We start from the raw sequence: 23612 nt of genomic DNA, 5'->3' as shown, positions 1-23612 counted from the left end.
GCCCCAACGGCGACGCTCCCTCGGGAGCCGCCCGCCGCAAACGAAACAGGGCGCATCGCGCCCTGTCTATGGCAACACCCATTGTAGCTTGGGACGAGGGCACTTGGTTTCAAGCGCCCGCGATCCGCCAGATGGCGCCCTCAGCCGCGGGAAACCCGCCCGACCGGGGTGTTGCCGCCATCGCCCAGGAACTTGCGCGGGTTGACCACCTGGCCGCGTTCCCAGACCTCGAAGTGCACATGGGCACCGGTGGAACGCCCCGTGGAACCGGCCTTGGCCACTTCCTGGCCGGCCCGCACCAGGTCGCCCGGCTTCACCGACAGGCGCGAATTGTGCGCGTAGCGGGTCACGTAGCCGTTGCCGTGGTCCACGTCGACCACGTTGCCGTAGCCGCCCTTCACGCCGGCGAAGCTGACCACGCCATCGGCCACGGCCATGACCGGGTCACCGACCTTGGCATGGAAGTCGATGCCCTTGTGGTTGCCGCGACCGCGACCGAACGGGTCGTTGCGACCACCAAAGCTGGAGGTGATGTAGCTGTTGCGGATCGGCATGCGACCCGGCACGGCGTCCTGCTCCAGCTGGTGGTCGAACATCAGCGATTCCATCACCGACAACTGGCGGCCTGAAGCAGCGAAGCGCTGCTCCAGCACCTGTAAGTCGGCGTTGACCGCGCTGACCGGGATGTCCTGGGTCGGGCCAGGCTCGCCTTCACCGAGGCCGGGGGTCTCGTTGAAGTCGAACTCGCCGTCTTCCAGCTTGCCCATCTGGGTGAGCCGTTCGCCCAGCGCATTGAGCCGGGTCGCCTGCGCCTGCAGCTCACCCATGCGGGCGGCCAGGGCGTTGACCTGGGTCTGGGCGTCCTTGCGGGCCTGCGCCAGGTCGCGTTCCTGCTGGGCGACCTTGGCGTGGAGCCGGGAATCGTTGAACATGCTGCCACCCAGACCGGCACCGAAGCCGATCAGGCAGCCCAGCCCGAGTACGCTGCCCAGCAGGGCGCGGGGCCTGTCCTCGAAGTAGAAACGCAAACGCGCCAGCGGCGTCTTGGCCTGTCCTTCACGCGTTTTGATTACGATCTTTTTGAATGCCATCAGTGAGTTTTCATGTCTGAGCCGAAATCCAGTGCCCGTCCTGCGTCAACGCCGAAGCCGGCGCTGGATGCAGTCATGGGTGACAAAGCTGGCAATCCGCTGCGTCGTGCCCTGTGGCTCGATGCGCTGGACCGTCAGTTGCGCCCCCATTTGCCGCCCACCCTGGCCACCCGTTGCCGGTTGGCGAATGTGAACGGCGAACACCTCGTTTTTCTCGTCGAATCCCCTGTCTGGCACGCCAAAGTGCGGCTTGCCGAGGCTCAGTTGATCGACGCGGCCCGGTCCATCGGGCTGAAGGTCACCAAGGTGACCGTCAAAACCGCGGCTGCCGCTCCTCCACGCTCCCCAGCGATCGATAACAGGAATGGCCCCCACGCAGTTTCAGCCGCCACGCACAAAGGGCTACGCGACGCGTTGGCCTGTCTAAAGGACGTGGATTCGACCAGGTCCTGAAGCCATCGGGGCATCCCGCCCCTTCCCTACCGTCGTCACGATCACGTGAATCTGGTTGGGAGCCGGCGGCCATCGTAGCCGTGCTGGGTCGTCGAGTCGTTAGTCTTTTATTAAAAGTTCGTTAAATTCAGCTCGAAACCGGATCGGGTTCACAAAAACGTGACCCAGGTACGTACACGGTTCATTGACGTCAACGTCACGCCGCGCACACCGCCGAAAACGACGAACGGCGCCCATGGCGCCGTTCTTTTTCAATAATTTCAACTAGTTATGCGTATGCGGGGACGCTGTAGACGACCGGCACTGCGCTGCTGGGTGCGTCATAGCTCACCCATTCCCAGGCGCTGGCATCGGCCAGCAGGGCCCGCACCAGCTTGTTGTTGAGCGCGTGGCCGGACTTGAAGCCCTCGTAGGCGCCCAGCACCTGGCCGCCAGCCAGATACAGGTCACCGATCGCGTCGAGGATCTTGTGGCGCACGAATTCGTCGGCGTAACGCAGGCCGTCGTCGTTGAGCACGCGGAATTCGTCGAGCACGATGGCGTTGTCCATCGAACCGCCCAGGCCCAGGTTGCGCTCGCGCATGTACTCCAGATCACGCATGAACCCGAAGGTGCGCGCGCGGGAGATTTCCTTGGTGTAGGCGGCGGTGGAGAACTCGATCTCGGCGCGCGACTGCTTGGCCGGGATCATCGGATGGTCGAACTGGATCGTGAAACCGAGCTTGTAGCCTTCATACGGCTCGAAGCGGGCGACCTTGTCGCCTTCGGTGACTTCCACGGTCTTGAGAATGCGGATGAAACGCTTGGGCGCGTCCTGTTCGGCGATGCCCGCCGACTGCAGCAGGAACACGAACGGGCCCGAGGAACCGTCCATGATCGGCAGCTCGGCCGAGGACAGTTCCACGATGATGTTGTCCACACCCAGGCCGGCCAGGGCCGACATCAGGTGTTCGACGGTCTGGATCTTGGCGTCGTTGCAGGTCAGCCCGGTGCACAGGGTTACTTCGGTGACCAGGTCGGCACGGGCCGGCACTTCCACCACAGGGTCCAGGTCCACGCGACGGAACACGATGCCATGGTTGACCGGTGCCGGGCGCAGGGTCATGTAGACCTTGTCACCGCTGTGCAGGCCAACGCCGGTGGCGCGGATCGTGTTCTTGAGGGTGCGTTGCGGAATCATGGGGGCCAGCCGGGGGAAAGCGCGCAGTCAACGCGACAGTGACAAACAAGAATAACACGCACTACCACCGCTCCTTTCTGAACCGGGGGCGGCAGACTGCCGGGCCTATCCTGGCCCGGCAGCAAGGGACATGGAGGCGCTTACCGGGGAGGACAAGACCCCGGCCGCGTTCCTCAGTCCGCCTGGCGGCGCAGGAACGCCGGGATGTCCAGGTAATCGTTGGGCAGCTCAGCCGCGGCCGGACCCGAGGCCGACGGTGCGGACGGGGCCACGGTGTCGGCGCTCGGACGGCGCAGGCCCAGGCCCATGCCGCCGACGGCCTTGGAGACAGCGTCGCCGCCGTTGTCGAAATCACCGAATTCCGGCTGGCCGGTGGTGGCGTTGCGGACCAGCTTGATCGGCGCGCGCTCGCCCGGACGCTGGGACTTGGCGGCCACGGCACGGTTCAGGCCGGTCGCAACCACGGTGACGCGGACTTCGTCCTGCATGTCCGGATCCAGCACGGTACCCACCACCACGGTGGCGTCTTCGGAGGCGAAGCCATCGATGGTACGGCCGATCTCGTCGAACTCTGCCATGGTGAAGTCGGCGCCGGCGGTGATGTTGACCAGGATGCCATTGGCACCGGCCAGGTTCACATCGTCCAGCAGCGGGTTCTGGATGGCGGCTTCGGCGGCGGCCTGGGCGCGGTCATCGCCACGGGCGGTGCCGGTACCCATCATCGCCAGGCCCATTTCGGACATGACGGTGCGCACGTCGGCGAAGTCGACGTTGATCAGGCCCGGGCGCACGATCAGGTCGGCGATGCCCTGCACGGCGCCCTGAAGGACGTCGTTGGCGGCACGGAAGGCCTGGATCATGGTGGCGTTGCGGCCCAGCACGGTGATCAGCTTTTCGTTCGGGATCGTGATCAGCGAGTCGCAGTGCTGGCTCAGTTCCTCGATGCCCTTCAGCGCGACCTGCATGCGGCGGCGGCCTTCGAACGGGAACGGCTTGGTGACCACGGCGACGGTCAGGATGCCCATCTCCTTGGCCAGCTGTGCCACCACCGGTGCAGCGCCGGTGCCGGTGCCGCCGCCCATGCCGGCGGTGATGAACACCATGTCCGCACCCTGCAGGGCGTCCATGATGCGTTCGCGGTCTTCCAGCGCGGCCTGGCGGCCCACTTCCGGATTCGCGCCTGCGCCCAGGCCCTTGGTGACGTTGGTACCCAGCTGCAGCTGCAGCTTGGCACCGCAATTCTTGATGGCCTGCGAGTCGGTGTTGGCGGTGATGAATTCCACGCCGTCCACGCTGGTGCTGACCATGTGCGCCACGGCGTTGCCGCCGCCGCCGCCCACGCCGATCACCTTGATCACCGCATTGGGTGCCATCTTCTCAATCAGTTCGAAATGCGCCATGTCCGTGTCCTCGTTGTATCCGCTTGTGGTTGGCATGGGCGTGTTGGCGTCCTGCCTTCGCGCTGCATGTTGCCGTTGCGGCTGTGTGGGTTGTGTGTTGCTTTTCTGTTGCGCCGGCGGGGGCCGGTTTGGAACACGCGTTGCCGCGTTGTGGTGCCGCGTCAGAATTCGCCGCGGAACCAGGTTTTCAATTTGTTGAACATGCTGCCTGCGCGCCCGGTGGGCAGCGACGGGCGGCGCGGGTGTTCGATCTGGCTGCCCATCAGCAGCAGGCCCACGCCGGTGGCATGCACCGGGTTGCCGACCACTTCGCCCAGCCCCGTGACATGCTGCGGAATGCCTACGCGTACCGGCATCTGCAGCATTTCCTCGGCCAGTTCGACCACGCCTTCCATCTTCGAGGCACCGCCGGTGAGCACCATGCCGGCGCGTACCAGTTCCTCGAAGCCGGAACGGCGCAGTTCGGCCTGCACCATCTCGAAGATTTCCTCGTAACGGCCCTGCACTGCCTGCGCCAGCGCGTGGCGCGGCATGCGGCGCGGCGGACGGTCGCCCACGCTGGGCACCTGGATGCTTTCCTCGGCGGTGGCCAGCTGGGCCAGCGCGCACGCGTAGCGCACCTTGATCTGCTCGGCTTCCGGGGTCGGGGTGCGCAGCATGTGCGCGATGTCATTGGTGACGTGGTCGCCGGCGATCGGCAGCGAGGCGGTGTGGCAGATCGCGCCCTGCACGAACACGGCCAGGTCGGTGGTGCCGGCGCCCATGTCGACCAGCACCACGCCCAGTTCGCGCTCGTCGGCGGTCAGCACGGCCACGCTGGAGGCCAGCGAGGACAGGACCAGGTCATCCACCTGCAGGCCGCAGCGCTGCACGCACTTGCTGATGTTGGCCGCGGCCGACTGCGCGCATACCACCAGGTGCGCATGCACCTCCAGGCGCACGCCGGTCATGCCGACCGGGTTGCGGATGCCTTCCTGCGAATCGTCCAGCACGTATTCGCGCGGGATCGCGTGCAGGATCTTCTGGTCGGCCGGGATCGCCACGGCCTTGGCCGCGTCGAGCACGCGGTCCAGGTCGCCCCAGGTCACTTCACCGTCGCGGATCGGCACGATCCCCGGCGAGTTCTTGCACTGCACATGGTTGCCGGAGATGGAGGCATACACCGAGCGGATCTCGCAGCCGGCCATCAGCTCGGCCTCTTCGACCGCGCGCTGGATCGACTGCACGGTCGATTCGATGTCCACCACCACGCCGCGCTTGAGGCCGCGCGACTCATGCGAACCGATGCCGATCACCTCGATGGGATTGCCCGGCGAGTACTCGCCGACCAGCGCCACCACCTTGGAGGTGCCGATATCGAGCCCGACGATCAGCGATTTGTCACCCTTGCGATTCATGTCCTGTCCTGCGTGCGTTGCGCCACATTGGCCGGCGCGGCCGGGGCCGGGGGAGTACCCCAGCTCAGCGTGAAACCATTGGTATAACGGAGGTCGGCGCGTTCGATCGGCGACTGCTGGTTGGCCAGCTGCGGCAGCACGCGCACGAAGCGCTGCAGGCGCGAGCGCGCGTCATCGCGGCCGACCACCACTTCGGTGCCGTTGCTCAGCTGCAGCGACCAGCTGCCGCGCGCATCCATGCTGACCCGGGTGACATCCACCCCGGCCGGCGCGAACAGCGCGCGTGCGTCGTTGTACAGCGCCACCACTTCTTCGGTCTGCGTGTCCGGGCCATCAAGGTCCGGCAATGCCAGGTCCTGCAGCTTCTGCGGGGTGGCGAACAGCTTGCCCTGCTCGGACAGCAGCCGGTCCTTGCCCCAGCGCGCGAACGGCTTGTGCTCGACCAGGGTGATTTCCAGCACGTCGGGCCACTGCTTGCGCACCTGCGCGCTTTCCACCCATGGCAGCTTTTCGATGGCGTCCTGCGCGTCCTGCAGCTTTACCGCGAAGAAGCCGGACTTCGCATACGGCAGCACCACCTGCTGCAGCTGCTCGGCGGGCACCCGCTTGAATTCACCGTGCACGCGCAGCTTGGCCAACGGCCAGCGTTCGGCACCGACCCAGCCGTTGAGCACCGCCACCACGGGCAGCGCTACCAGCGACAGGGCCAGCAACCAGACGAAGATGCGCAGCACCGCATTCATGCGTAGGTGGCCTCCGAGGTGCCGAAGCCTTGCGGCAACGTCTGTTCCAGCACGCGCCAGACCAGCTCTTCGAACCCGATGCCGGCCTGGCCAGCCGCCTTGGGCACCAGCGAATGGCTGGTCATGCCCGGCGCGGTGTTCACTTCGAGCAGGTAGAACGCGCCGCTGTTGCGGTCGCGCATCACGTCAACGCGACCCCAGCCACGGCAGCCGGCGGCGCGGAACGCAGCCAGCGCGATCCGGCGGATCTCCGCTTCGTCGTCGCCTTCCAGGCCCGGGCAGAGGTACTGGGTGTCTTCCGCAATGTACTTGGCGTTGTAGTCGTACCACTGGCCCTTGGGCACGATGCGGATCGACGGCAGCGCCTGGTCGCCGAGGATGCCCACGGTGAGTTCGTCGCCGACCACCATCTGCTCCATCAGCAGCTGGCCGTCGTAGCGGGCCGCCAGTGCGACCGCCTCATCCAGGCCAGCCTCGTCGGTGACCCGGCTGATGCCGACGCTGGAGCCTTCGTTGGCCGGCTTGACCACCACCGGCAGGCCGAGTTCGGCTGCCAGCGCATGGACATTGGTGCTGTCCACCTTCCGGTACTGCGGGGTCGGCAGGCCCAGCGACAGCCACACCTGCTTGGTGCGGATCTTGTCCATGCCCAGCGCCGAACCGAGCACGTCCGAACCGGTGTACGGCACGCCGAAGGCTTCCATCAGCCCCTGCACGATGCCGTCCTCACCGCCGCCGTTGTGGCCGTGCAGGATGTTGAAGACGCGGTCGAAGCGCTTTTCCACCAGCGCCAGGGCCAGGGCCGGAATGCCGTCCACCGCGGTGGCGTTGACACCGCGCGCGCGCAGCGCCTCGATCACGTTGCGGCCGGAATCCAGCGACACTTCGCGTTCGCTGGAGGTGCCGCCCAGCAGCACGGCAACGCGGCCGAACACGGCCGGGTCGGTGGTGCGCAGCGGCGGGAAGGTCAGCGTGCTCATGCGGCGGGTGCCTCGTTGAAGCCATCGGTGGCGACCAGGTGGGCAACGTGGCCGATGTCGCCCGCGCCCATCATCAGCAGCAGGTCGCCGTCCTGCAGCACGTCAGGCAGCACGTGCTGCAGTTCGGCCGCCTGGCCGACCACGACCGGTTCGCTGCGGCCGCGCGCGCGGATGGCGCGGGCCAGCGAGCGCGAATCGGCACCGGGAATCGGCGCTTCGCCGGCCGGGTAGACCTCGCTCAGCACCAGGGCGTCCACTTCGGACAGCACCGCGGCGAACGCGTCGAACTGGTCACGGGTACGGCTGTAGCGGTGCGGCTGGAACGCCACCACCAGGCGCTGCGACGGCCAGCCGCCACGCGCGGCGGCGAACACCGCAGCCAGCTCACGAGGGTGATGGCCGTAGTCGTCGATCACGCGCACCTTGGCACCGGTGCGGGTGGTGACGATGCCCAGGTCGTTGAAGCGGCGACCGATGCCGGCGAAGCTTTCCAGCGCGCGGGCGATCGCATCCGGGGCCACGCCCAGCTGCCAGCCCACCGCAGCGGCGGCCAGCGCGTTGAGCACGTTGTGCGCGCCCGGCAGCGCCAGGGTCACCGGGTAGCTGCTGCCTTCGGGCAGACGCAGGGTGAAGCGCATGCGCGGCCCATCCTGGACCACGTCTTCGGCACGCACGTCCGCATTGCTGCTCATGCCGTAGCTCATGACATGGCGCGGGGTCTGTGCGGCCAGCGCGGCCACTTCCGGGTCGTCGATGCACAGCACCGCCAGCCCATAGAACGGCAGGCGCTGCAGGAATTCGGCAAAGGCGGCCTGCACGCGGGAGAAGTCGTTGCCGTAGTTCTCCAGGTGGTCCGCATCAATGTTGGTGATCACCGACACCAGCGGATTCAGGCGCAGGAAGCTGCCATCGCTTTCGTCGGCTTCGGCCACCAGCCACTGGCCACTGCCAAGCTTGGCGTTGGCACCGGCGGCCAGCAGCTGGCCACCGATCACGAACGTCGGGTCCAGCCCGCCTTCGCTCAGCACCGCCGCGGTCAGGCTGGTGGTGGTGGTCTTCCCGTGCGTGCCGGCCACGGCGATGCCGCGGCGGAAGCGCATCAGTTCGGCCAGCATGGCCGCGCGCGGCATGATCGGAATGCGCTGGCTGCGCGCTTCCATCAGTTCGGGGTTGTCCTCGCGGATCGCGCTGGACACCACCACGCAGTCGGTGCCCAGCACATTGGCGGCCGAATGGCCGCGCATCACGCGCGCGCCCAGCCCTGCCAGGCGACGGGTAGCGGCGTTGTCGGCATTGTCCGAACCGGACACCTCATACCCCAGCGTCAGCATCACTTCGGCGATGCCGCTCATGCCGGTGCCACCGATGCCGACGAAGTGCACGCGCGGGAAGGCGCGCACGAGGTCATTGGTGTCGTGCAGGCGGCGGATCATGCGCGGCCTCGCGTAACGGTGTTCATTTGGATTCCTCGAGAATGATGTCGGCGATGCGCTCGGCGGCATCGACCTTGGCCAGGGCACGCGCGGCGGTTGCCATCTGCATGCGGCGGGCGGAATTTTCGGACAGATCGCGCAGTACGTCCTGCAGGCGCGTGGCCAGCGTTTCGTCCTGCTTCAGCAACACGGCCGCACCACGTTCGACCAGGTACTCCGCGTTGCGGGTCTGGTGATCGTCGACGGCCGCCGCGAACGGCACCAGCACGCTGCCCACGCCGACCGCGCACAGCTCGGCCAGGGTGGACGCGCCGGAGCGGCAGACCACCAGGTCGGCCCAGGCGAACGCTTCGGCCATGTCGGCGATGAACGGCTCGACGCGCGCAGTGACACCTGCATCCTGGTACGCCTGCAGCGCTTCGGCGTGCAGCTTTTCACCGCTCTGGTGGCGCACGTCGACGGCGATGCGGCCGGCCAGTGCGGCGAGTGCCTGGGGCACGGCGTTGTTGAGGGCACGCGCACCTTGGCTGCCACCGAGCACCAGCACCCGCAGCGGGCCTTCGCGACCGGCGAGGCGCTGTTCGGGTCCGGCAATGGCGGCAATCTCGGCCCGCACCGGGTTACCGACCGCTTCTTCGCGCTGGGCGAAGCTGCCCGGGAACCCGGTCAGCACGCGGCGTGCGAAGCGCGACAGCACGCGGTTGGTCAGGCCCGGCGCGCGGTTCTGTTCGTGCACCAGCAGCGGCAGGCCGTGCAGGCGTGCGGCCAGGCCCCCGGGACCGGAGGCGAAGCCGCCGAAGGCGATCACCGCGCGCGGCTGGCGGTCGCGGATCAGGAAGCCGGCCGAGCGCACGGCGCGCAGCAGGCGGCCAGGCGCGGTCAGCAGCGCCAGCTTGCCCTTGCCACGCAGGCCGCTGATCGCCAGCGTGTCGATATGAATGTCGTGCTGCGGCACCAGGCGCGTTTCCATGCCGCCGATGCTGCCCAGCCAGGTCACTGGAATGCCACGTTCGCGAAGCACCTTGGCCACGGCCAGGCCGGGGAAGATGTGGCCACCGGTACCGCCGGCCATGATCATCACCGGACGCGGGGAATGCTGGGCGTTCATCCCATCCTCCCCAGGGTCGGCTCGATCCGCTGCTGCATGCGGCTGGTCCCACGCGGGGCGCTGTCGCGCTGCGCGGAAGCACGTGCATTGCTTTCCTGCATGGCAGCGGCCACGGCGCTGGCACGGGCCGGCGCATCAACCGGCGCGGCATCATCCAGTTCTGCCGCGCCCATGCGCACGGCCTGGCGGCGCTCGGCACGGTCCAGTTCGTAGGACACGCGCAGCAGCAGGCCCATCGCCACGCAGGTCATCAGGATGCTCGAACCGCCAGACGAAATCAGCGGCAGGGTCAGGCCCTTGGTCGGCAGGATGCCCAGGTTCACGCCGATCGAGACGAAACTCTGCATGCTCACCCACAGGCCGATGCCGAAGGCGATGTAGCCGGAGAAGTGCCGCTTCATTTCCACGCAGCGCATGCCGATCCAGAACGCGCGGCCGGCCAGCAGCGCGTACAGCGCCACGATCAGGCAGGTGCCGACGAACCCCAGTTCTTCGGCGGTGACCGAGAAGATGAAGTCGGTGTGTGCTTCCGGCAGGTAGTACAGCTTCTGCACCGAATTGCCCAGGCCCACGCCGGTCCACTCGCCACGGCCCACCGCCATCAGCGCGTTGGACAGCTGGTAGCCGTCGCCCTGCTGGTCGGCCCACGGGTCCCAGAACGAGGTGATGCGGCGCATGCGGTACGGTTCGATGATCGCCAGCGCGCTCATCGCCACCAGGCCGAACACGATCGGCATCGACATGCGCGGCAGGTTCACCCCGCCCAGCACCAGCATGCCGGCGGTGATCGCCAGCAGCAGGGTGGAGGAACCGAAGTCGGGCTGCAGCAGCAGCAGCACCACCAGCGCGCCGGCCACGCCCAGCGGCTTGAGCATCGCCGGCCAGGTCGCGTTGACCTCGTCACGGAAGCGCACCAGGTAGCTGGACAGCCACACGATGTAGAGCACCTTCACTGCTTCGACGGTCTGGAACTTGGAGAAACCGAGGTTGATCCAGCGCCGGGCGCCGTTGACGCTGCTGCCCAGGCCGGGAATGAACACCACCACCAGCAGCGCGAAGCAGCCCAGCAGCAGCATCTGGTTGTACTGCTCGATGCTCTTGAGCTCGGTGCGCATGGCCAGCGCGGCCAGCACGATGCCCACCGCCAGGAAGATCAGATGGCGGTTGAGGTAGTAGAACGGGCTGCTCATCAGGGCGATCGAGCTCGACGCGACCATCACCACGCCCAGCCCGGTGAGCGTGATGATCGCGCCCAGCAGCCACTTGTCGAAGTGGCCTCCGATGGCTTCAAGGCGGGTTGCCTGGCGCGACAGGTCGTTCATCAGCGGACCTTCAACGTGGCCAGGCCGATCAGCACCAGCACCACCGAGATGATCCAGAAGCGCACGATCACGCGCGGCTCCGGCCAGCCCTTGAGTTCGAAGTGGTGGTGGATCGGCGCCATGCGGAACACGCGCTTGCCGGTCAGCTTGAACGAGGCGACCTGGATCATCACCGACAGCGTTTCAATCACGAACACGCCGCCCATGATCACCAGCACCAGTTCCTGGCGGGTGATCACCGCGATGGTACCCAGCACCGCGCCCAGCGCCAGCGCGCCGATGTCGCCCATGAACACCATGGCCGGGTAGGTGTTGAACCACAGGAAGCCCAGGCCCGCGCCGGCGATCGCCGCGCAGATGATCACCAGTTCGCCCGCCCCGGGGATCTGCGGGATCTGCAGGTAGTTGGAGAACACCACGTTGCCCGAGGCATAGGCGAACACGCCCAGCGCGCAGGCCACCAGCACCGTGGGCATGATCGCCAACCCATCCAGGCCGTCGGTCAGGTTGACCGCGTTGGAGAAGCCGACGATCCAGAAGTAGGCAATGGCCACGAAGCTGATGCCCGCCAGCGGCAGCGCCACCGACTTGAACATCGGGATGTAGAAGGTCAGCGCGGCCGGCACGTCGGCGGTGTAGAACAGGAACAGGCCGGCGGCCAGGCCGAAGATCGACTGCAGCAGGTACTTCCAGCGCGACTTCAGGCCGTTCGGGTCGCGGCGCACGATCTTGATCCAGTCGTCGTACCAGCCGATGGCGCCGAAGCACAGCATCACCGCCAGCACCACCCACACGTAGCGGTTGCGCAGGTCGGCCCACAGCAGCACCGACAGGGTGATGGTGAGCAGGATCAGCGAACCGCCCATGGTCGGCGTGCCGGCCTTGGAGAAGTGGGTCTGCGGGCCGTCGGTACGGATCGGCTGGCCGCCCTTGAACTGGGCCAGCTTGCGGATCATCGCCGGGCCCAGCCACAGCGACAGGAACAGCGCGGTAAGCGCGGCCAGGATGCCTCGCAGAGTCAGGTAGCCGAACAGCCCGAACAGGCTCTCCAACTGCTGCAACCATCGGGCCAGTTCAAGCAACATGGGGGGTTTCCTCTCCTCGCGCCAACAGCGCTTTTACAATCTTGTCCATGGCGCTGCCGCGCGAGCCCTTGACCAGGCAGCGCACGCCAGCATGCAGTTCGTCGGCCAGCGCGGCAGCCAGCGCGTCGTGGCTCTGGAAATGACGGCCACCGTCGCCGAACGCCTGCGATGCCGCCGCGCTCAGCGTGCCCAGCGTGTACAGCCGCTTCAGGCCGGCATCGCGGGCACGGCGCCCGGCCTGCGCATGCAGTGCCTCGCCATCCGGGCCGAGTTCGCGCATGTCACCCAGCACCAGCCAGGCCTCGTCCTTCGACGCGGCCAGCGCATCGATGGCAGCGGCCAGCGAACCGGGGTTGGCGTTGTAGCTGTCATCGATCAGCACGGCGCCATTGGGCAGCCGGTGCGCGATCTGGCGGCCGGGTACCGGTTCGGCGCGGGCCAGGCCGGCAGCAATCGAATCCAGGCCGATACCCGCCGCCAGCGCCAGCGATGCGGCGGCCAAGGCGTTGCTGACGTTGTGGCGGCCCGGCAGCGCCAAGGCGATATCCACGCTGCCGGCCGGGCTGACCAGTAGGAACCGGCTGCCGTCGGCGGTCGCGCGGATGTCCTGGGCGGTCACGTCTGCGCTGTGGTCCAGGCCATAACGCAGCACGCGGCTGCGCGGCGGCTGGCCGACGATGTGCTGTTCAAACCAGATGCCGAAGGCGTCATCGGCATTGATCACCGCTACGCCATCGGCCGGCAGTGCGGCGTAGATGGCGCCCTTGGTGCTGGCCACGCCCTGCAGGCTGCCCATCCGCTCCAGGTGGGCCGGGGCGATGTTGTTGACCAGCGCGTACTGCGGGCGCGCGATGTCGGTGAGGTAGGCGATGTCACCCGGCTTGCCGGCGCCCATCTCGTAGATGGCGTAATCGGCATCTTCCGGCGCATCGATCACCGCCAGCGGCAGGCCGATCTCGTTGTTGCGGTTGCCGGGGTTGGCATACACCACCGCGCGCTGCTCGCGCGCGACCTGCTGCAGGATCGCCAGCAGCAGGCTCTTGACGCTGGTCTTGCCGTTGCTGCCGGTGATGGCGAACACGCGTGCGGCGCGGTCGCGCTGCATGCCGGCCGCGATCCGGCCAAGCGCATGCTCGCTGTCGCCGACCACGATCTGCGGCACGGCCACGTCGAGCAGGCGTTCGACCAGCATCGCGCTGGCGCCACGGGCGACCGCGTCGGCAGCGAAATCATGGCCGTCGAAGCGCTCGCCACGCAGTGCCACGTACAGGCTGCCCGGCGCCAACGTGCGGGTGTCGTTGCTGATGGCGTCGATGGCGGTGTCATCGCCATGGATGTCACCCCCGGCCCAATGGGCGATCAGCGAGAGCGGCGTGCGCTTCACAGGATGGCCTCCTTGGCGCTGAGCGCGGCAGCGGCCACCAGGGTGTCGTCGAAGTCGTGCTTGACCCCGCGCACTTCCTGATAGGGCTCATGGCCCTTGCCGGCCAGCAGCACGATGTCGCCAGGGCCGGCCAGCTTCACCGCCAGGCCGATCGCGCGCGCGCGGTTGCGCTGCACGGTGACCGCGTCGGGGGCAGTGAAACCAGCCAGGATGTCGGCGACGATGGCGTCACCATCCTCGCCGCGCGGATTGTCGTCGGTGACGATCACCTGCTGGGCCAGGCGTTCGGCGATGGCCGCCATCTGCGGGCGCTTGCCCGCGTCGCGTTCGCCGCCGCAGCCGAACACGCAGAACAGCCTGCCCTGCAGGTGGCCCTGCAGGCTCTGCAGGGCCTGCTCCAATGCATCGGGGGTATGCGCGTAATCGACCACCACGGTCGGCAGGCCGCGTTCGCCGCCGAGGCGGTTCATGCGCCCGGCGATCGGCTGCAGCTGCGACACCAGCGCGGCGATCGCCTCGGGGGCATGGCCCAGCGCATGCAGCACACCGGCCACGGCCAGCAGGTTGTCCACGTTGAAGCGGCCCAGCAGCGGCGACTGCACCGGGTGGCGTGCACCGTCGACCACCAGGTCGAAGGCGATGCCACGGCCATCGAGCTTGAGCGAGTCGGCGCGCAGCGTGGCCTGCTGCGCACCGCGCGAGCTGACCCCGATCCGGGCGACGCCGGCATCGACCGTGCGCAGCAGTTCGCTGCCGAAGCTGTCATCCAGGTTCACCACCGCGGCCTTCAGGCCGGCACGGTGGAACAGCTTGGCCTTGGCCGCGCCGTACTGCGCCATGTCGCCGTGGTAATCGAGATGGTCGCGGGTGAGGTTGGTGAACACCGCCACGTCGTAGTGCACGGCATCCACGCGGCCCTGGTCGAGCGCATGCGAGCTCACTTCCATGGCCACCGCCCTGGCGCCCTGGTCACGCAGCTGCGCCAGCACTTCATGCATCTGCAGCACCAGCGGCGTGGTGAAGCCGGTCGGCACCACATCGCCGTACAGACCCACGCCCAAGGTGCCGATGCTGCCACTGGCGGTGCCGAGCAGGTGCCAGGCCTGGGCCAGCAGCTGCACGGTGGAGGTTTTTCCGTTGGTGCCGGTCACGCCGACCATGGTCATCGCGCGCGAGGGCTGGCCATGGAACTGGTCGGCCATGGCGCCCATGCGCGTGCGCAGGCCCGGCACGGCAATGGCATCGGCCGGTGCCGGCAGCTCCGCCGGGGCCGGCGGTTCGAACAGGATCGCGGCCGCACCGGCGGCGCGGGCCTGGTCGACAAAGCCCAGCCCGTGCGCGCCGAAGCCGGCAATCGCGACAAAGGCATTGCCGGGGCGCACCGCGCGGCTGTCGAGCACCAGGCCGGTGATGGACGGGTCGTGGCTCAGCACCACATCGGGAAGCAACTGCGAAAGCAACATCATCTGGCTCATTGCGTGCCTCCCTGCGCGGGCGGCAACGTGGCGTGCGCGCTGGGCAGCGCGGCATCGAATTCAGCGGCGGCGTCCGGGGCAACGACCGCCTCGGCCGGCGGCGGGGTCGGCAGCGAGGAGGCGGCGTGGCCCATCTTTCCGGACTGCTGGGCCGCCAGCCAGGAATCGATGTCGTCCGGCGGCACGTCCATCAGGCGCAGCGCGCCTTCCATGACGTTGTGGAACACCGGCGCGGACACCAGGCCGCCGTAGTACTTGCCGGCCTGCGGGTCGTTGATGACGATCACCGTGGCAAAGCGGGGGTTGCTGGCCGGCACCACGCCGGCGAACAGCGCGTTGTAGTGGCCACGCTCGTAGCCGCCGGGGCCGGCCTTGCGTGCGGTACCGGTCTTGCCGGCCACGTGGTAGCCCAGCACCGCCGCCTGCTTGGCGCCGCCCTGGGTGACGACCGTTTCCATCATCGCCACGACCTCTTTGGCGATGTTCTCGTCGATGATCTGCTTGCCTTCGTTGCGCTGGCCCTTGACGAAGGTCGGCGCGATCAGCTTGCCGCCGTTGCCCAGCGCCGAGTACGCCGTGGCGATCTGCAGCGGGGTGACATTCAGGCCATAGCCGTAGGACATGGTGGTCTTGGACGAACCGCTCCAGCGCGCCGGGCGCGGCAGCACGCCCGCCGATTCGCCGGGGAAACCGCTGTGCGGGGCACTGCCATAGCCGAAGCTGTGGACGTGGTCATAGAACACCTGGTCGGGCATCTTGGCCGCGATCTTGGCCGCGCCGATGTTCGAGCTGCGGGTGATCACGCCGGTGACGTTGAGCACGCCGTTGTTCCGCGGCACGTCCTTGATGGTGTAGCGGCCGATCGCCATGTAGCCCGGGTTGGTGTCGACCGTGGTGTCCTTGGTCACCACGCCGGACTGCAGCGCCGAGGCGATGGTCAGCGGCTTCATGGTCGAACCCGGCTCGACCAGGTCGGTCACGGCGCGGTTGCGGCGGGTGTCCGGCGCCGCGCCGCCCACCGAATTGGGGTTGTAGGTCGGCAGGTTGACCATGGCCAGCACTTCGCCGGTGGCCACGTCCATGATCACCATCGAACCGCCCGCGGCCTTGTTCTCGATCAGCGCGTTGCGCAGTTCCTTGAACGCCAGGAACTGGATCCGGCGGTCGATGCTCAGGGTGAGGTCCTTGCCCGGCTCGGCGGCGCGCAGCAGGTCGCTTTCGACGGTCTCGCCCTTGCGGTTGCGGATCACCCGCTTGGCGCCGGCCTTGCCGCGCAGCCATTCGTCGAAGGCCAGCTCCAGCCCTTCCTGGCCGCGGTCGTCGATGTTGGTGAAGCCGAGCACGTGCGCCATCGCTTCACCCTGCGGGTAGAAGCGGCGGAACTCGCGCTGCGAGGCCACGCCCGGGATCTTCAGGGCAACCACCTTCTCGGCGTCGTCGGGATTGATCCGGCGGCGCAGGTACATGAATTCCTTGTCCGCCTTCTGGCTCAGCTTCGAGGTCAGCTCGTCCAGCGGCATGCCCAGCGCGGTGGCCAGTTCCGGAATGCGGTCGGGCGAGCGCATCAGCTCCTGCGGGTTGACCCAGATCGAGGCAACCGGGGTGGACACCGCCACCGGTTCGCCGTTGCGGTCGGTGATCATGCCGCGCGAGGTGTTGATGGGCAGCTCGCGCAGGTAGCGGGCTTCGCCCTGGCGCTGGTAGAAATCGCTGTTGATGATCTGCACGTAGGCGGCGCGGCCGACCAGCGACACCGAGCACAGGCCCAGCGCCAGGCCGACCCACTTCAGGCGCTGGCGCAGGTTGAAGGCGTTGCGGGTGCGGTTGCGGCCGGTCTTGTTCATGGCCGTACCACCACGACGTCGGCCGCTTCGGGGAACTTCATGCCCAGCCGCTCGCGGGCCACGCGGTCAACGCGGGTGGCTTCGGCCAGGGTTGCCTGTTCCAGCTGCAGGCGGCCGAATTCAATGTTCAGTTCGTCGCGGGCACGCTCCACGCGCGACAGCTCCACGAAGGTCTGCCGGTGGCGGTGGCGCATGAACACCACCCCGATCGCCGAGGCGATGGTGCAGGCCAGCAGCACGACCAGCAGCAGGCGGCTCATCACGCCACCCCGCGCTTTTCGGCCACGCGCAGCACGGCGCTGCGCGAGCGCGGGTTGACCGCCAGCTCGTCGTCTTCGGCCTTGATGGCGCCGCCGATCAGGTCCAGCGTCGGCACGAACGCCGCCAGCTCGGGCAACCGGCGATTGGTCGGCGGGGCCTTGGCGTGGCGGTTCATGAACTGCTTGACGATGCGGTCTTCCAGCGAATGGAAGCTGATCACCGCCAGCCGGCCACCCGGCTTGAGGCGCGCCATCGCCGCGTCCAGGCCAGCTTCAAGATCGGCCAGTTCGCGGTTGATGTGGATGCGGATGGCCTGGAAGCTGCGCGTGGCCGGGTGGATCTTGTCTTTGCCACGCGGCATCACCGAAGCGATCAGTTCAGCCAGCTCGGCGGTGCGGGTGAACGGCTGCTTGTCGCGGCGGGCGATGATCGCCCGGGCGATGCGGCGCCCCTGGCGTTCTTCGCCATAGGTCCACAGCACATCCATCAGCTCGCGCTCTTCGACACGGTTGAGCCACTGCGCCGCGCTTTCGCCGCTGTCCGGGTCCATGCGCATGTCCAGCGGGCCGTCCTTGCCGAAGCTGAAACCGCGCTCGGCCACGTCCAGCTGCGGCGAGGACACGCCGAGGTCGAACAGCACCCCGTCCAGGCCGTCGGCGGTTGCGTTCCAGTGCAGCAGGTCGGCGAAACTGCCACGGAAGATCAAGACGCGCGGGTCCGGCGCGAAATCACGCTCGGCTACCGCGATTGCCTCCGGATCCTTGTCCATGACCAGCAGCCGGCCTCCAGGACCGAGTTGCTCGAGCACGCCGCGGGCGTGACCGCCACGACCAAACGTGCCATCGAGATACGTTCCGTTTTCGATCACCCTCAGGCCGTCCAGGACCTGCGTGTACAGCACCGGCAGATGGCCCGCCGGCGACTGCGACACCGGAAGGTGACCGGCCTGCGCGCCTCCGCGCACCCGGGCACCCCGGGTCACAACTTCAGGTCGAGCAACCCATCGCCCAGATCCTCGTCAGACAACGTCTGCTGGATCAGTGCGCGATGAGCCTGCTCGCTCCACAATTCGAATTTGTCGCCCATGCCGAGCAACACCGCCTTCTTTTCAATGCCAACAGCGTTGCGGTGGCTTGCCGGGATACTGATGCGGCCGTTGCCATCCAGCTCCAGATGCGCGGCCGAACCGACCAGCTTCTGTTGCAGCAGGCGCACGACGCGCTGTGTGTTGGGTTTGGCCATGACGTCGTCGCGGACCCGTTCCCACTCCTGCTCGGCATACAGCCACAGGCAGCCGGACTCGAAGGGGTTGTAGGTCAGGACCAGGCGGTTGTTGCTCACACGCGCGACGAGGTCGCGATGCGCGGTGGGAACCGCCATGCGTCCTTTATCGTCAACCGTGATGGCCGTCTCGCCCTGAAACACGACGCGTACACCTTTCCTTCGCCTGGATGAAACATTGAACCACGAAAAACCACAAAAAACCCGGTTTCCCCTCTGTTGCCCACCTTAGCAGTGCCGATTGGGTTGTCAACAGTTTTGCGAAGGGGAAATCACCTTGGACATCAAGGGCTTGCAGCAATGTTTAGAGACTTGTTCAAGGCTTATCCACAAGTTGCTGTTTCGTCTCATTTTTTGAGATTGGGGCGAAGTTCAGGGGTGTGGAGGTGGCGTGAAACATCCCCGCGCATTCATCCGCCCCCATGTCCCAAGCGACCCGTTGCTGCGCAAAACCGGCACAATGCCGGGCATGTGTCTGCTTGCCTTGGCCTGGAAGGTCCACCCCCGCTGGCAGTTGCTGATGGCCGGCAACCGCGATGAATTCCATGCACGCCCCACCGCCGGGTTGGCGGCGTGGCCCGCACCGGACCTGGGCGTGCTGGCCGGGCGCGACCTGCGTTCGGGCGGCACCTGGGCCGGCGTTGGCCTGGATGGCCGGATGGCGGTGGTGACCAACGTGCGCGACCCGCTGGCCCGGCAGACCGGCCCGTCACGCGGTGCACTCGTAGCGGACTACCTGCGCGGGACCGGCTCTGCGGCCGCCTTTGCCGACGCGCTGGCCGGCAACGCCCCGGCCTTTGCTCCGTTCAACCTGCTGCTGGCCGATCGGGACAGCTGCCAGTTCCTGGGCAACCACCCGCTGCTGCGGCAGACCCTGGCGCCGGGTATCCACGGCATGTCCAACGGCCCGCTGGACGCGCCATGGCCCAAGACCCTGGCCTTGAATGCCGCCCTGCAGGACTGGGTGGACGCCGGCCGCGAGGACCTGGCGCCGCTGTGGGCGGCACTGGCCGACGAGAACCGCGCTGCCGACGCCCGCCTGCCCGACACCGGCATTGGCCTGGAGCGGGAGCGCTGGCTGTCGGCCGCCTTCATCCGCAGCCCGGAGTACGGCACCCGGGCCAGCACCGTGATCGCACTGGATGCGCAGGGCCAGGGCTTCATCCGCGAGCGTCGGTTCGACCCGTCGGGCGCGTGCGTGGGGGAAACCGCGCTCACGGTCGGCCCGCCCGGGCCGCTGCCCCGCCCCGCTGCAGGGTGAATGAAGCGGGGCACGGCCCGGATCGATCCGGCCCGCTCGTCGCTCTTGTCTGGTACCGGCGCAGTTGGCGCCTCCAGCCGAGACCCTTGATGAATCGACGAATTAGCGTTTTCCTGGCCACCCATGTGCTGACCCTGGCAGCAGGCTTCGGCAGCGGGGTATACCTGTTGCCCATCCTTACCGCACCGGATGGGCCCAGCGCGTCCAGCGTTGCCGAGGCGATGGCCAACAGCACCCATGAAGCCCGCTTCCGCCGCGACCTCAAGGGCAGTGACGCGGTGCATTGGGCCGACGGCAAGGTCAGCGTGAGCCACAGCCAGATCGCCTTCGATGGCCGCATGGGCCCCGGCCCGGATTACAAGGTGTACCTGTCGCGCGAATACGTCGACACCCGCGGCGATTTCCTGCGGATCAAGCAGGACGCCACGCTGATCGGTGACGTAAAGACCTTCAACCGCTTCCTGTTGGACGTGCCCGACCACGTGGACATCGACGACTACACCACCGTGGTGGTGTGGTGCGAAGCGTTCAGCCAGTTCATCTCGGCGGCCCAGTATCGAATGGGCCCGCAAGCCTGACGAACGAGGAGCCCCCTTAGCTGAGGGGGCTTCTTCGCCGTCGGCGGAAAAAGCGGCAGAGCCGGCCGATAAGCCGGGTTTTGTCGTGGACAGTCATTCTTCTAGGCGCCACGTCACCGTGGCGCTCAAGCAACCTACCCGGTCCCGACGCGGGCCGCGCCATGAGGACCCTATTTGGTCTTGCTCCAGGTGGGGTTTGCCGTGCCGGTCTGTTGCCAGACTCGCGGTGCGCTCTTACCGCACCATTTCACCCTTACCGGCTCCCCGAAGGGAACGTAGGCGGTATCTTTCTGTTGCACTTTCCGTCGGCTCGCGCCGCCCAGGCGTTACCTGGCACCTTGCCCTGCGGAGCCCGGACTTTCCTCGGCATTCCCGAAGGAATGACGCGACTGTCTGGCCGGCTCTGCCGTGGGTAGTCTACCACCGTAACGGATGCTGGCCCCTGGTTGATTGATACCGATCCCAATGGGCCCGTATCAATTCGTAGCGCCGGCCGTTGGCCGGCTGCTCTTCGTGCCGGCGTCATGAACCCTGACCGGCGGCTACGGAACCTTTGAACGCCGGGGCGTTGGCCGCAGTTGTTGCGTTACCGTCTCCGGGCGCTTGAGCCGCGCTGCGCGCGGTGTCCGGCCAACGGCCGGGGCTACGACGTGTTACGTAACGTCCGCAGGTCGGGATCAATCAGCCAGCCGCCCGGAAATTTCCACGAATCCATTGCGATGCCGTTTACGAGCCGTACAACGCTTTTCGCGGGGCGCCGGTGAGTTCGGCGGCGAGTTTGGCGGCTGTTGAGGGTGGCAGGTGTTCGCTGAGCTTGGCGTACAGGCGGCGGCCCTGCGCGAGCTGGGCTTCTTCGTCGTTGGCCGCGCCCTGCACCATCACCACGAATTCGCCTTTGCGCTGGTTGTCGTCGGCTTCGACCTGCTGCAGCAGGCTGGCCAGGTCGCCGTCGAGCACAGTCTCGAACAGCTTGGTCAGCTCGCGCGCCAGCACTGCGGGCCGTGTTGGGCCGAATGCGGCCACCATGTCTGCGAGCGACTCCGCGATGCGGTGTGAGGATTCGTAGAACACCAGCGTGCGGGTTTCCCCCGCCAGCGCCTGCAGGCGTTCGCGTCGGCCGGACCCCTTGGCCGGCAGGAAGCCTTCGAAGGTGAAGCGGTCGCTGGGCAGCCCGGCCACGCTGAGCGCGGCAATGGCCGCACAGGCGCCGGGAACCGGGCTGACCCGGATGCCGGCTTCGCGCGCGGCACGGACCAGCCGGTAGCCGGGATCGCTGACCAGCGGCGTCCCGGCATCACTGACCAGCGCCAGCGATTCGCCCGCCTGCAGCCGCGCCACGATGCGCTGGGCCAGCACCTCTTCATTGTGGTCGTGCAGCGCTACCAGCGGCTGCTGGATGCCGAAGTGGGCCAGCAGCTGGCCGCTGCGGCGGGTGTCCTCGGCGCAGATCGCGGCCACCGAACGCAGCACCTCCTGCGCCCGCGGCGTCAGGTCGGACAGGTTGCCGATCGGGGTGGCAACGACATACAGCGTGGGGACAGCACTCATCGCAACGGCACTCACAGGTCAAGGGTAGAATCCTAACGTGTACGAGCCACCCTCGAATGGACCTGATGATGAACAAGCCCGCCGCACGCATCTCCGCCCTGTCGTTGTCGCTGCTGCTGCTTGCCGGCTGCGCCACGACCAGCCTGACCAGCGCCCCGGAATCGCCGGCGCAGAGCCAGGCCCTGGCGCTGATCGACCAGGGCAAGCCGCGTGACGCCGCCGTACAGCTGGAAGCGCTGGCCAACACCCTGCGCGGCAACGCCCGCGGCGCCGCGCTGGCCGATGCGGCCTTTGCCTGGCGCGAGGCCGGCGACAACGCCCGCGCGCGCAGCCTGCTGGCCCAGGTCACCGCGCGCCAGCTCAGCGGCGCCAGCCTGCAGCGTTTCCAGCTGACCAGCGCCGAGTTGGCCCTGGCCGACAAGCAGCCGGCCCAGGCACTGGCCTTCCTGAACGAATCCTCCGACACCGTCTCCGCGCCGCTGCGCACGCGCTGGCAGCTGGCGCGCGCCAACGCGCTGCAGGCCACCGGCGATGCGATGGGTGCGGCCACCGAGCGCGCCCGTGCGCACGCCGCGCTGACCGGCCAGGCACGCACCGACAACCAGCAGGCCATTGCCGGCCTGCTCGGCACGCTGGACGATGCCACCCTGCGTGCCCGCGCGGCCGCGCTGCCGGCCAACGAGCCGCTGTACAACTTCGCCGGCCGCGCCCTGATCGCACGTGGGCTGCCGCTGCCGCGCCCGTTCGACCGTGATGGCGTGGCCCAGTTCGACACCAGCAAGCGTCCGCCGGCGATGAGCGATGGCTACCGCCCGCCGGTGAAGATGGCTGTGCTGCTGCCGCTCAGCGGCCGCCTGGCCACCGCCGCCCAGCCCGTGCGCGACGGCCTGCTCAGCGGCTACTACGGTGAAAGCAGGCAGCGCCCGGATATCCAGTTCATCGATACCGCCGGTACTCCGGCCGGCGCCGTGGCCGCGTATGACAAGGCCGTCGTTGCCGGCGTGGACTTCATCGTCGGGCCGTTGGGCCGCGATGAAGTGGACGCCGTGTTCGGCCGTACCGAACTGCCGGTGCCGGTGCTGGCGCTGAACCGCGGCAAGAGCAGTCCGCCGGCCGGCAGCGCCGGTTTTTCGCTGGCACCGGAAGACGACGGCATCATCGCCGCCGAGTACCTGCGCAGCCGCGAACGCAGCAAGGTGCTGGTGCTCCACAGCAATGACGACAACGGCCGCCGTACCGCCGCCGCCTTCCGCGAGCGCTTCACCCAGCGCGGCGGCCAGGTGCTGGCCACCGTGGGTGTGAGCGACACCGTGGGCGACATCGGCGCGCAGCTGCGTGCCGCCGGCGCGGTGGACGGCGTGCTGCTGGCGGTGAAGGCACCGCAGGCACGCGTGCTGGCCCCGCAGCTGGCGCTGGCCGGTGTGGGCGGCGCCACCCGCGTGGGCACCTCGCAGCTGACCCTGGGCACCGGCAAGCCGGAAGAAGACATGGCGCTGGACGGCATCGTCTACCCGAACGAAGCCTGGAACGTGCGCAGCGTGGCCGGCCTGCCCTCGGCCGCGACCGCCGGGCAGATCCTGCCGACCGCGCGCGGCGCGGCCGGTCGCCTGTTCGCGTTCGGTTTCGACGCCTGGAAGATCAGCGCCTACCTGGACAAGGTCGCTACGGAGGGCGGCCTGGCCGGTGCCACCGGCACCCTGTTCCTGGACAGCAACGGCAACGTGCTGCGGGTGCCGGCGTGGTCGACCTTCAGCGGCGGCCGGCCGATGCCGGTGAGCAACAACTAAG

The 23612-nt window shown here is 67.8% G+C and carries 21 protein-coding genes and 1 other RNA gene; 4 read left to right on the top strand and 18 right to left on the bottom strand.

Translation table 11 applies throughout. From position 1 onward, the window contains the following. Positions 1-140: 140 nt before the first annotated feature. A complete protein-coding gene (locus V9K91_RS17080; protein WP_093536077.1) occupies positions 141-1091 on the bottom strand; it encodes a M23 family metallopeptidase in 951 nt (316 codons plus the stop codon). A gap of 12 nt (positions 1092-1103) precedes the next feature. Here V9K91_RS17080 and V9K91_RS17075 point away from each other — a divergent pair, with 12 nt between their 5' ends. Beyond that, positions 1104-1544, top strand: a complete 441-nt coding sequence (locus V9K91_RS17075; RefSeq protein ID WP_083214065.1) for a DUF721 domain-containing protein — start codon at positions 1104-1106, stop codon at positions 1542-1544. A 268-nt stretch (positions 1545-1812) separates the two neighbouring features. Here V9K91_RS17075 and lpxC read toward each other — a convergent pair whose 3' ends face one another. From lpxC to mraZ, 15 genes are all read right to left on the bottom strand, one after another. Continuing rightward, the gene (gene lpxC / locus V9K91_RS17070; RefSeq protein ID WP_093536079.1) at positions 1813-2724 is read right to left on the bottom strand and encodes a UDP-3-O-acyl-N-acetylglucosamine deacetylase; all 912 of its coding nucleotides are present in this window, start codon (positions 2722-2724) and stop codon (positions 1813-1815) included. Positions 2725-2897: 173 nt separating this feature from the next. Beyond that, positions 2898-4124 (bottom strand): cell division protein FtsZ, encoded by a 1227-nt coding sequence (gene ftsZ / locus V9K91_RS17065; RefSeq protein WP_068849242.1) that lies wholly within the window; start codon positions 4122-4124, stop codon positions 2898-2900. A 161-nt stretch (positions 4125-4285) separates the two neighbouring features. Then, positions 4286-5521: a cell division protein FtsA gene (ftsA, locus tag V9K91_RS17060; protein WP_068849240.1), complete on the bottom strand. Its 1236-nt coding sequence runs from the start codon at positions 5519-5521 to the stop codon at positions 4286-4288. Next, on the bottom strand, positions 5518-6264 hold the full coding sequence (locus V9K91_RS17055) for a cell division protein FtsQ/DivIB (RefSeq protein ID WP_093536081.1): 747 nt from the start codon (positions 6262-6264) through the stop codon (positions 5518-5520). The genes ftsA and V9K91_RS17055 overlap by 4 nt, the downstream gene beginning before the upstream one ends. Beyond that, positions 6261-7244: a D-alanine--D-alanine ligase gene (locus V9K91_RS17050; protein WP_093536083.1), complete on the bottom strand. Its 984-nt coding sequence runs from the start codon at positions 7242-7244 to the stop codon at positions 6261-6263. Before V9K91_RS17050 ends, V9K91_RS17055 begins: the two co-directional genes overlap by 4 nt. Continuing rightward, positions 7241-8677, bottom strand: coding sequence for a UDP-N-acetylmuramate--L-alanine ligase (gene murC, locus V9K91_RS17045; protein WP_093536085.1), 1437 nt, complete (start codon positions 8675-8677; stop codon positions 7241-7243). The genes V9K91_RS17050 and murC overlap by 4 nt, the downstream gene beginning before the upstream one ends. A gap of 22 nt (positions 8678-8699) precedes the next feature. Further along, entirely contained in the window at positions 8700-9785 is a 1086-nt protein-coding gene (murG, locus tag V9K91_RS17040; RefSeq protein WP_210132014.1) for an undecaprenyldiphospho-muramoylpentapeptide beta-N-acetylglucosaminyltransferase, read from the bottom strand. Next, positions 9782-11107, bottom strand: a complete 1326-nt coding sequence (gene ftsW / locus V9K91_RS17035) for a putative lipid II flippase FtsW (RefSeq protein ID WP_249833765.1) — start codon at positions 11105-11107, stop codon at positions 9782-9784. Before ftsW ends, murG begins: the two co-directional genes overlap by 4 nt. Further along, entirely contained in the window at positions 11107-12192 is a 1086-nt protein-coding gene (gene mraY / locus V9K91_RS17030) for a phospho-N-acetylmuramoyl-pentapeptide-transferase (protein WP_068849228.1), read from the bottom strand. Before mraY ends, ftsW begins: the two co-directional genes overlap by 1 nt. Beyond that, entirely contained in the window at positions 12182-13576 is a 1395-nt protein-coding gene (gene murF / locus V9K91_RS17025) for a UDP-N-acetylmuramoyl-tripeptide--D-alanyl-D-alanine ligase (protein ID WP_095364497.1), read from the bottom strand. Before murF ends, mraY begins: the two co-directional genes overlap by 11 nt. Then, positions 13573-15051 (bottom strand): UDP-N-acetylmuramoyl-L-alanyl-D-glutamate--2,6-diaminopimelate ligase, encoded by a 1479-nt coding sequence (locus V9K91_RS17020; protein WP_093536093.1) that lies wholly within the window; start codon positions 15049-15051, stop codon positions 13573-13575. Before V9K91_RS17020 ends, murF begins: the two co-directional genes overlap by 4 nt. Beyond that, positions 15048-16895 (bottom strand): penicillin-binding transpeptidase domain-containing protein, encoded by a 1848-nt coding sequence (locus V9K91_RS17015; protein ID WP_095364495.1) that lies wholly within the window; start codon positions 16893-16895, stop codon positions 15048-15050. Before V9K91_RS17015 ends, V9K91_RS17020 begins: the two co-directional genes overlap by 4 nt. Continuing rightward, complete coding sequence (ftsL, locus tag V9K91_RS17010) at positions 16892-17155, bottom strand: cell division protein FtsL (RefSeq protein WP_068849221.1); 264 nt, start codon at positions 17153-17155, stop codon at positions 16892-16894. Before ftsL ends, V9K91_RS17015 begins: the two co-directional genes overlap by 4 nt. After that, positions 17155-18120, bottom strand: a complete 966-nt coding sequence (rsmH, locus tag V9K91_RS17005) for a 16S rRNA (cytosine(1402)-N(4))-methyltransferase RsmH (RefSeq protein WP_249834325.1) — start codon at positions 18118-18120, stop codon at positions 17155-17157. Before rsmH ends, ftsL begins: the two co-directional genes overlap by 1 nt. A 14-nt stretch (positions 18121-18134) precedes the next feature. Further along, the gene (gene mraZ / locus V9K91_RS17000; protein ID WP_093536097.1) at positions 18135-18581 is read right to left on the bottom strand and encodes a division/cell wall cluster transcriptional repressor MraZ; all 447 of its coding nucleotides are present in this window, start codon (positions 18579-18581) and stop codon (positions 18135-18137) included. Positions 18582-18906: 325 nt separating this feature from the next. Between mraZ and V9K91_RS16995 the strand changes: the two genes are divergently transcribed. Next, positions 18907-19698: an NRDE family protein gene (locus V9K91_RS16995; protein ID WP_068854544.1), complete on the top strand. Its 792-nt coding sequence runs from the start codon at positions 18907-18909 to the stop codon at positions 19696-19698. Positions 19699-19787: 89 nt separating this feature from the next. Continuing rightward, complete coding sequence (locus V9K91_RS16990; RefSeq protein ID WP_095364493.1) at positions 19788-20276, top strand: DM13 domain-containing protein; 489 nt, start codon at positions 19788-19790, stop codon at positions 20274-20276. A gap of 53 nt (positions 20277-20329) precedes the next feature. Here the strand turns inward: V9K91_RS16990 and rnpB are convergent. Further along, an RNA gene (gene rnpB, locus V9K91_RS16985) (RNase P RNA component class A) lies at positions 20330-20681 on the bottom strand. A 321-nt stretch (positions 20682-21002) separates the two neighbouring features. Next, complete coding sequence (rsmI, locus tag V9K91_RS16980; RefSeq protein ID WP_093536101.1) at positions 21003-21824, bottom strand: 16S rRNA (cytidine(1402)-2'-O)-methyltransferase; 822 nt, start codon at positions 21822-21824, stop codon at positions 21003-21005. A 68-nt stretch (positions 21825-21892) separates the two neighbouring features. Here rsmI and V9K91_RS16975 point away from each other — a divergent pair, with 68 nt between their 5' ends. Next, the gene (locus V9K91_RS16975) at positions 21893-23611 is read left to right on the top strand and encodes a penicillin-binding protein activator (RefSeq protein ID WP_095364516.1); all 1719 of its coding nucleotides are present in this window, start codon (positions 21893-21895) and stop codon (positions 23609-23611) included. Position 23612: the final 1 nt, after the last annotated feature.

It is taken from the genome of Stenotrophomonas sp. CCNWLW57 (assembly GCF_037203925.1).
GTDB lineage: Bacteria > Pseudomonadota > Gammaproteobacteria > Xanthomonadales > Xanthomonadaceae > Stenotrophomonas > Stenotrophomonas rhizophila_A.
The sequence above is the reverse complement of the archived record's forward strand: the minus strand, read 5'-3'. Positions and strand labels throughout refer to the sequence as shown.

Coding starts and splice junctions, on each gene's coding strand:
- lpxC (WP_093536079.1), bottom strand. CDS start 2,724: ATGATTCCGCAACGCACCCTCAAGAACACGATCCGCGCCACCGGCGTT.
- V9K91_RS17080 (WP_093536077.1), bottom strand. CDS start 1,091: ATGGCATTCAAAAAGATCGTAATCAAAACGCGTGAAGGACAGGCCAAG.
- ftsW (WP_249833765.1), bottom strand. CDS start 11,107: ATGAACGACCTGTCGCGCCAGGCAACCCGCCTTGAAGCCATCGGAGGC.
- murC (WP_093536085.1), bottom strand. CDS start 8,677: ATGATCCGCCGCCTGCACGACACCAATGACCTCGTGCGCGCCTTCCCG.
- V9K91_RS17020 (WP_093536093.1), bottom strand. CDS start 15,051: ATGAGCCAGATGATGTTGCTTTCGCAGTTGCTTCCCGATGTGGTGCTG.
- rsmI (WP_093536101.1), bottom strand. CDS start 21,824: ATGAGTGCTGTCCCCACGCTGTATGTCGTTGCCACCCCGATCGGCAAC.
- mraY (WP_068849228.1), bottom strand. CDS start 12,192: ATGTTGCTTGAACTGGCCCGATGGTTGCAGCAGTTGGAGAGCCTGTTC.
- V9K91_RS17055 (WP_093536081.1), bottom strand. CDS start 6,264: ATGAATGCGGTGCTGCGCATCTTCGTCTGGTTGCTGGCCCTGTCGCTG.
- ftsL (WP_068849221.1), bottom strand. CDS start 17,155: ATGAGCCGCCTGCTGCTGGTCGTGCTGCTGGCCTGCACCATCGCCTCG.
- ftsZ (WP_068849242.1), bottom strand. CDS start 4,124: ATGGCGCATTTCGAACTGATTGAGAAGATGGCACCCAATGCGGTGATC.
- V9K91_RS16975 (WP_095364516.1), top strand. CDS start 21,893: ATGAACAAGCCCGCCGCACGCATCTCCGCCCTGTCGTTGTCGCTGCTG.
- murG (WP_210132014.1), bottom strand. CDS start 9,785: ATGAACGCCCAGCATTCCCCGCGTCCGGTGATGATCATGGCCGGCGGT.
- V9K91_RS17050 (WP_093536083.1), bottom strand. CDS start 7,244: ATGAGCACGCTGACCTTCCCGCCGCTGCGCACCACCGACCCGGCCGTG.
- V9K91_RS17015 (WP_095364495.1), bottom strand. CDS start 16,895: ATGAACAAGACCGGCCGCAACCGCACCCGCAACGCCTTCAACCTGCGC.
- ftsA (WP_068849240.1), bottom strand. CDS start 5,521: ATGAATCGCAAGGGTGACAAATCGCTGATCGTCGGGCTCGATATCGGC.
- V9K91_RS16995 (WP_068854544.1), top strand. CDS start 18,907: ATGTGTCTGCTTGCCTTGGCCTGGAAGGTCCACCCCCGCTGGCAGTTG.
- V9K91_RS16990 (WP_095364493.1), top strand. CDS start 19,788: ATGAATCGACGAATTAGCGTTTTCCTGGCCACCCATGTGCTGACCCTG.
- V9K91_RS17075 (WP_083214065.1), top strand. CDS start 1,104: ATGTCTGAGCCGAAATCCAGTGCCCGTCCTGCGTCAACGCCGAAGCCG.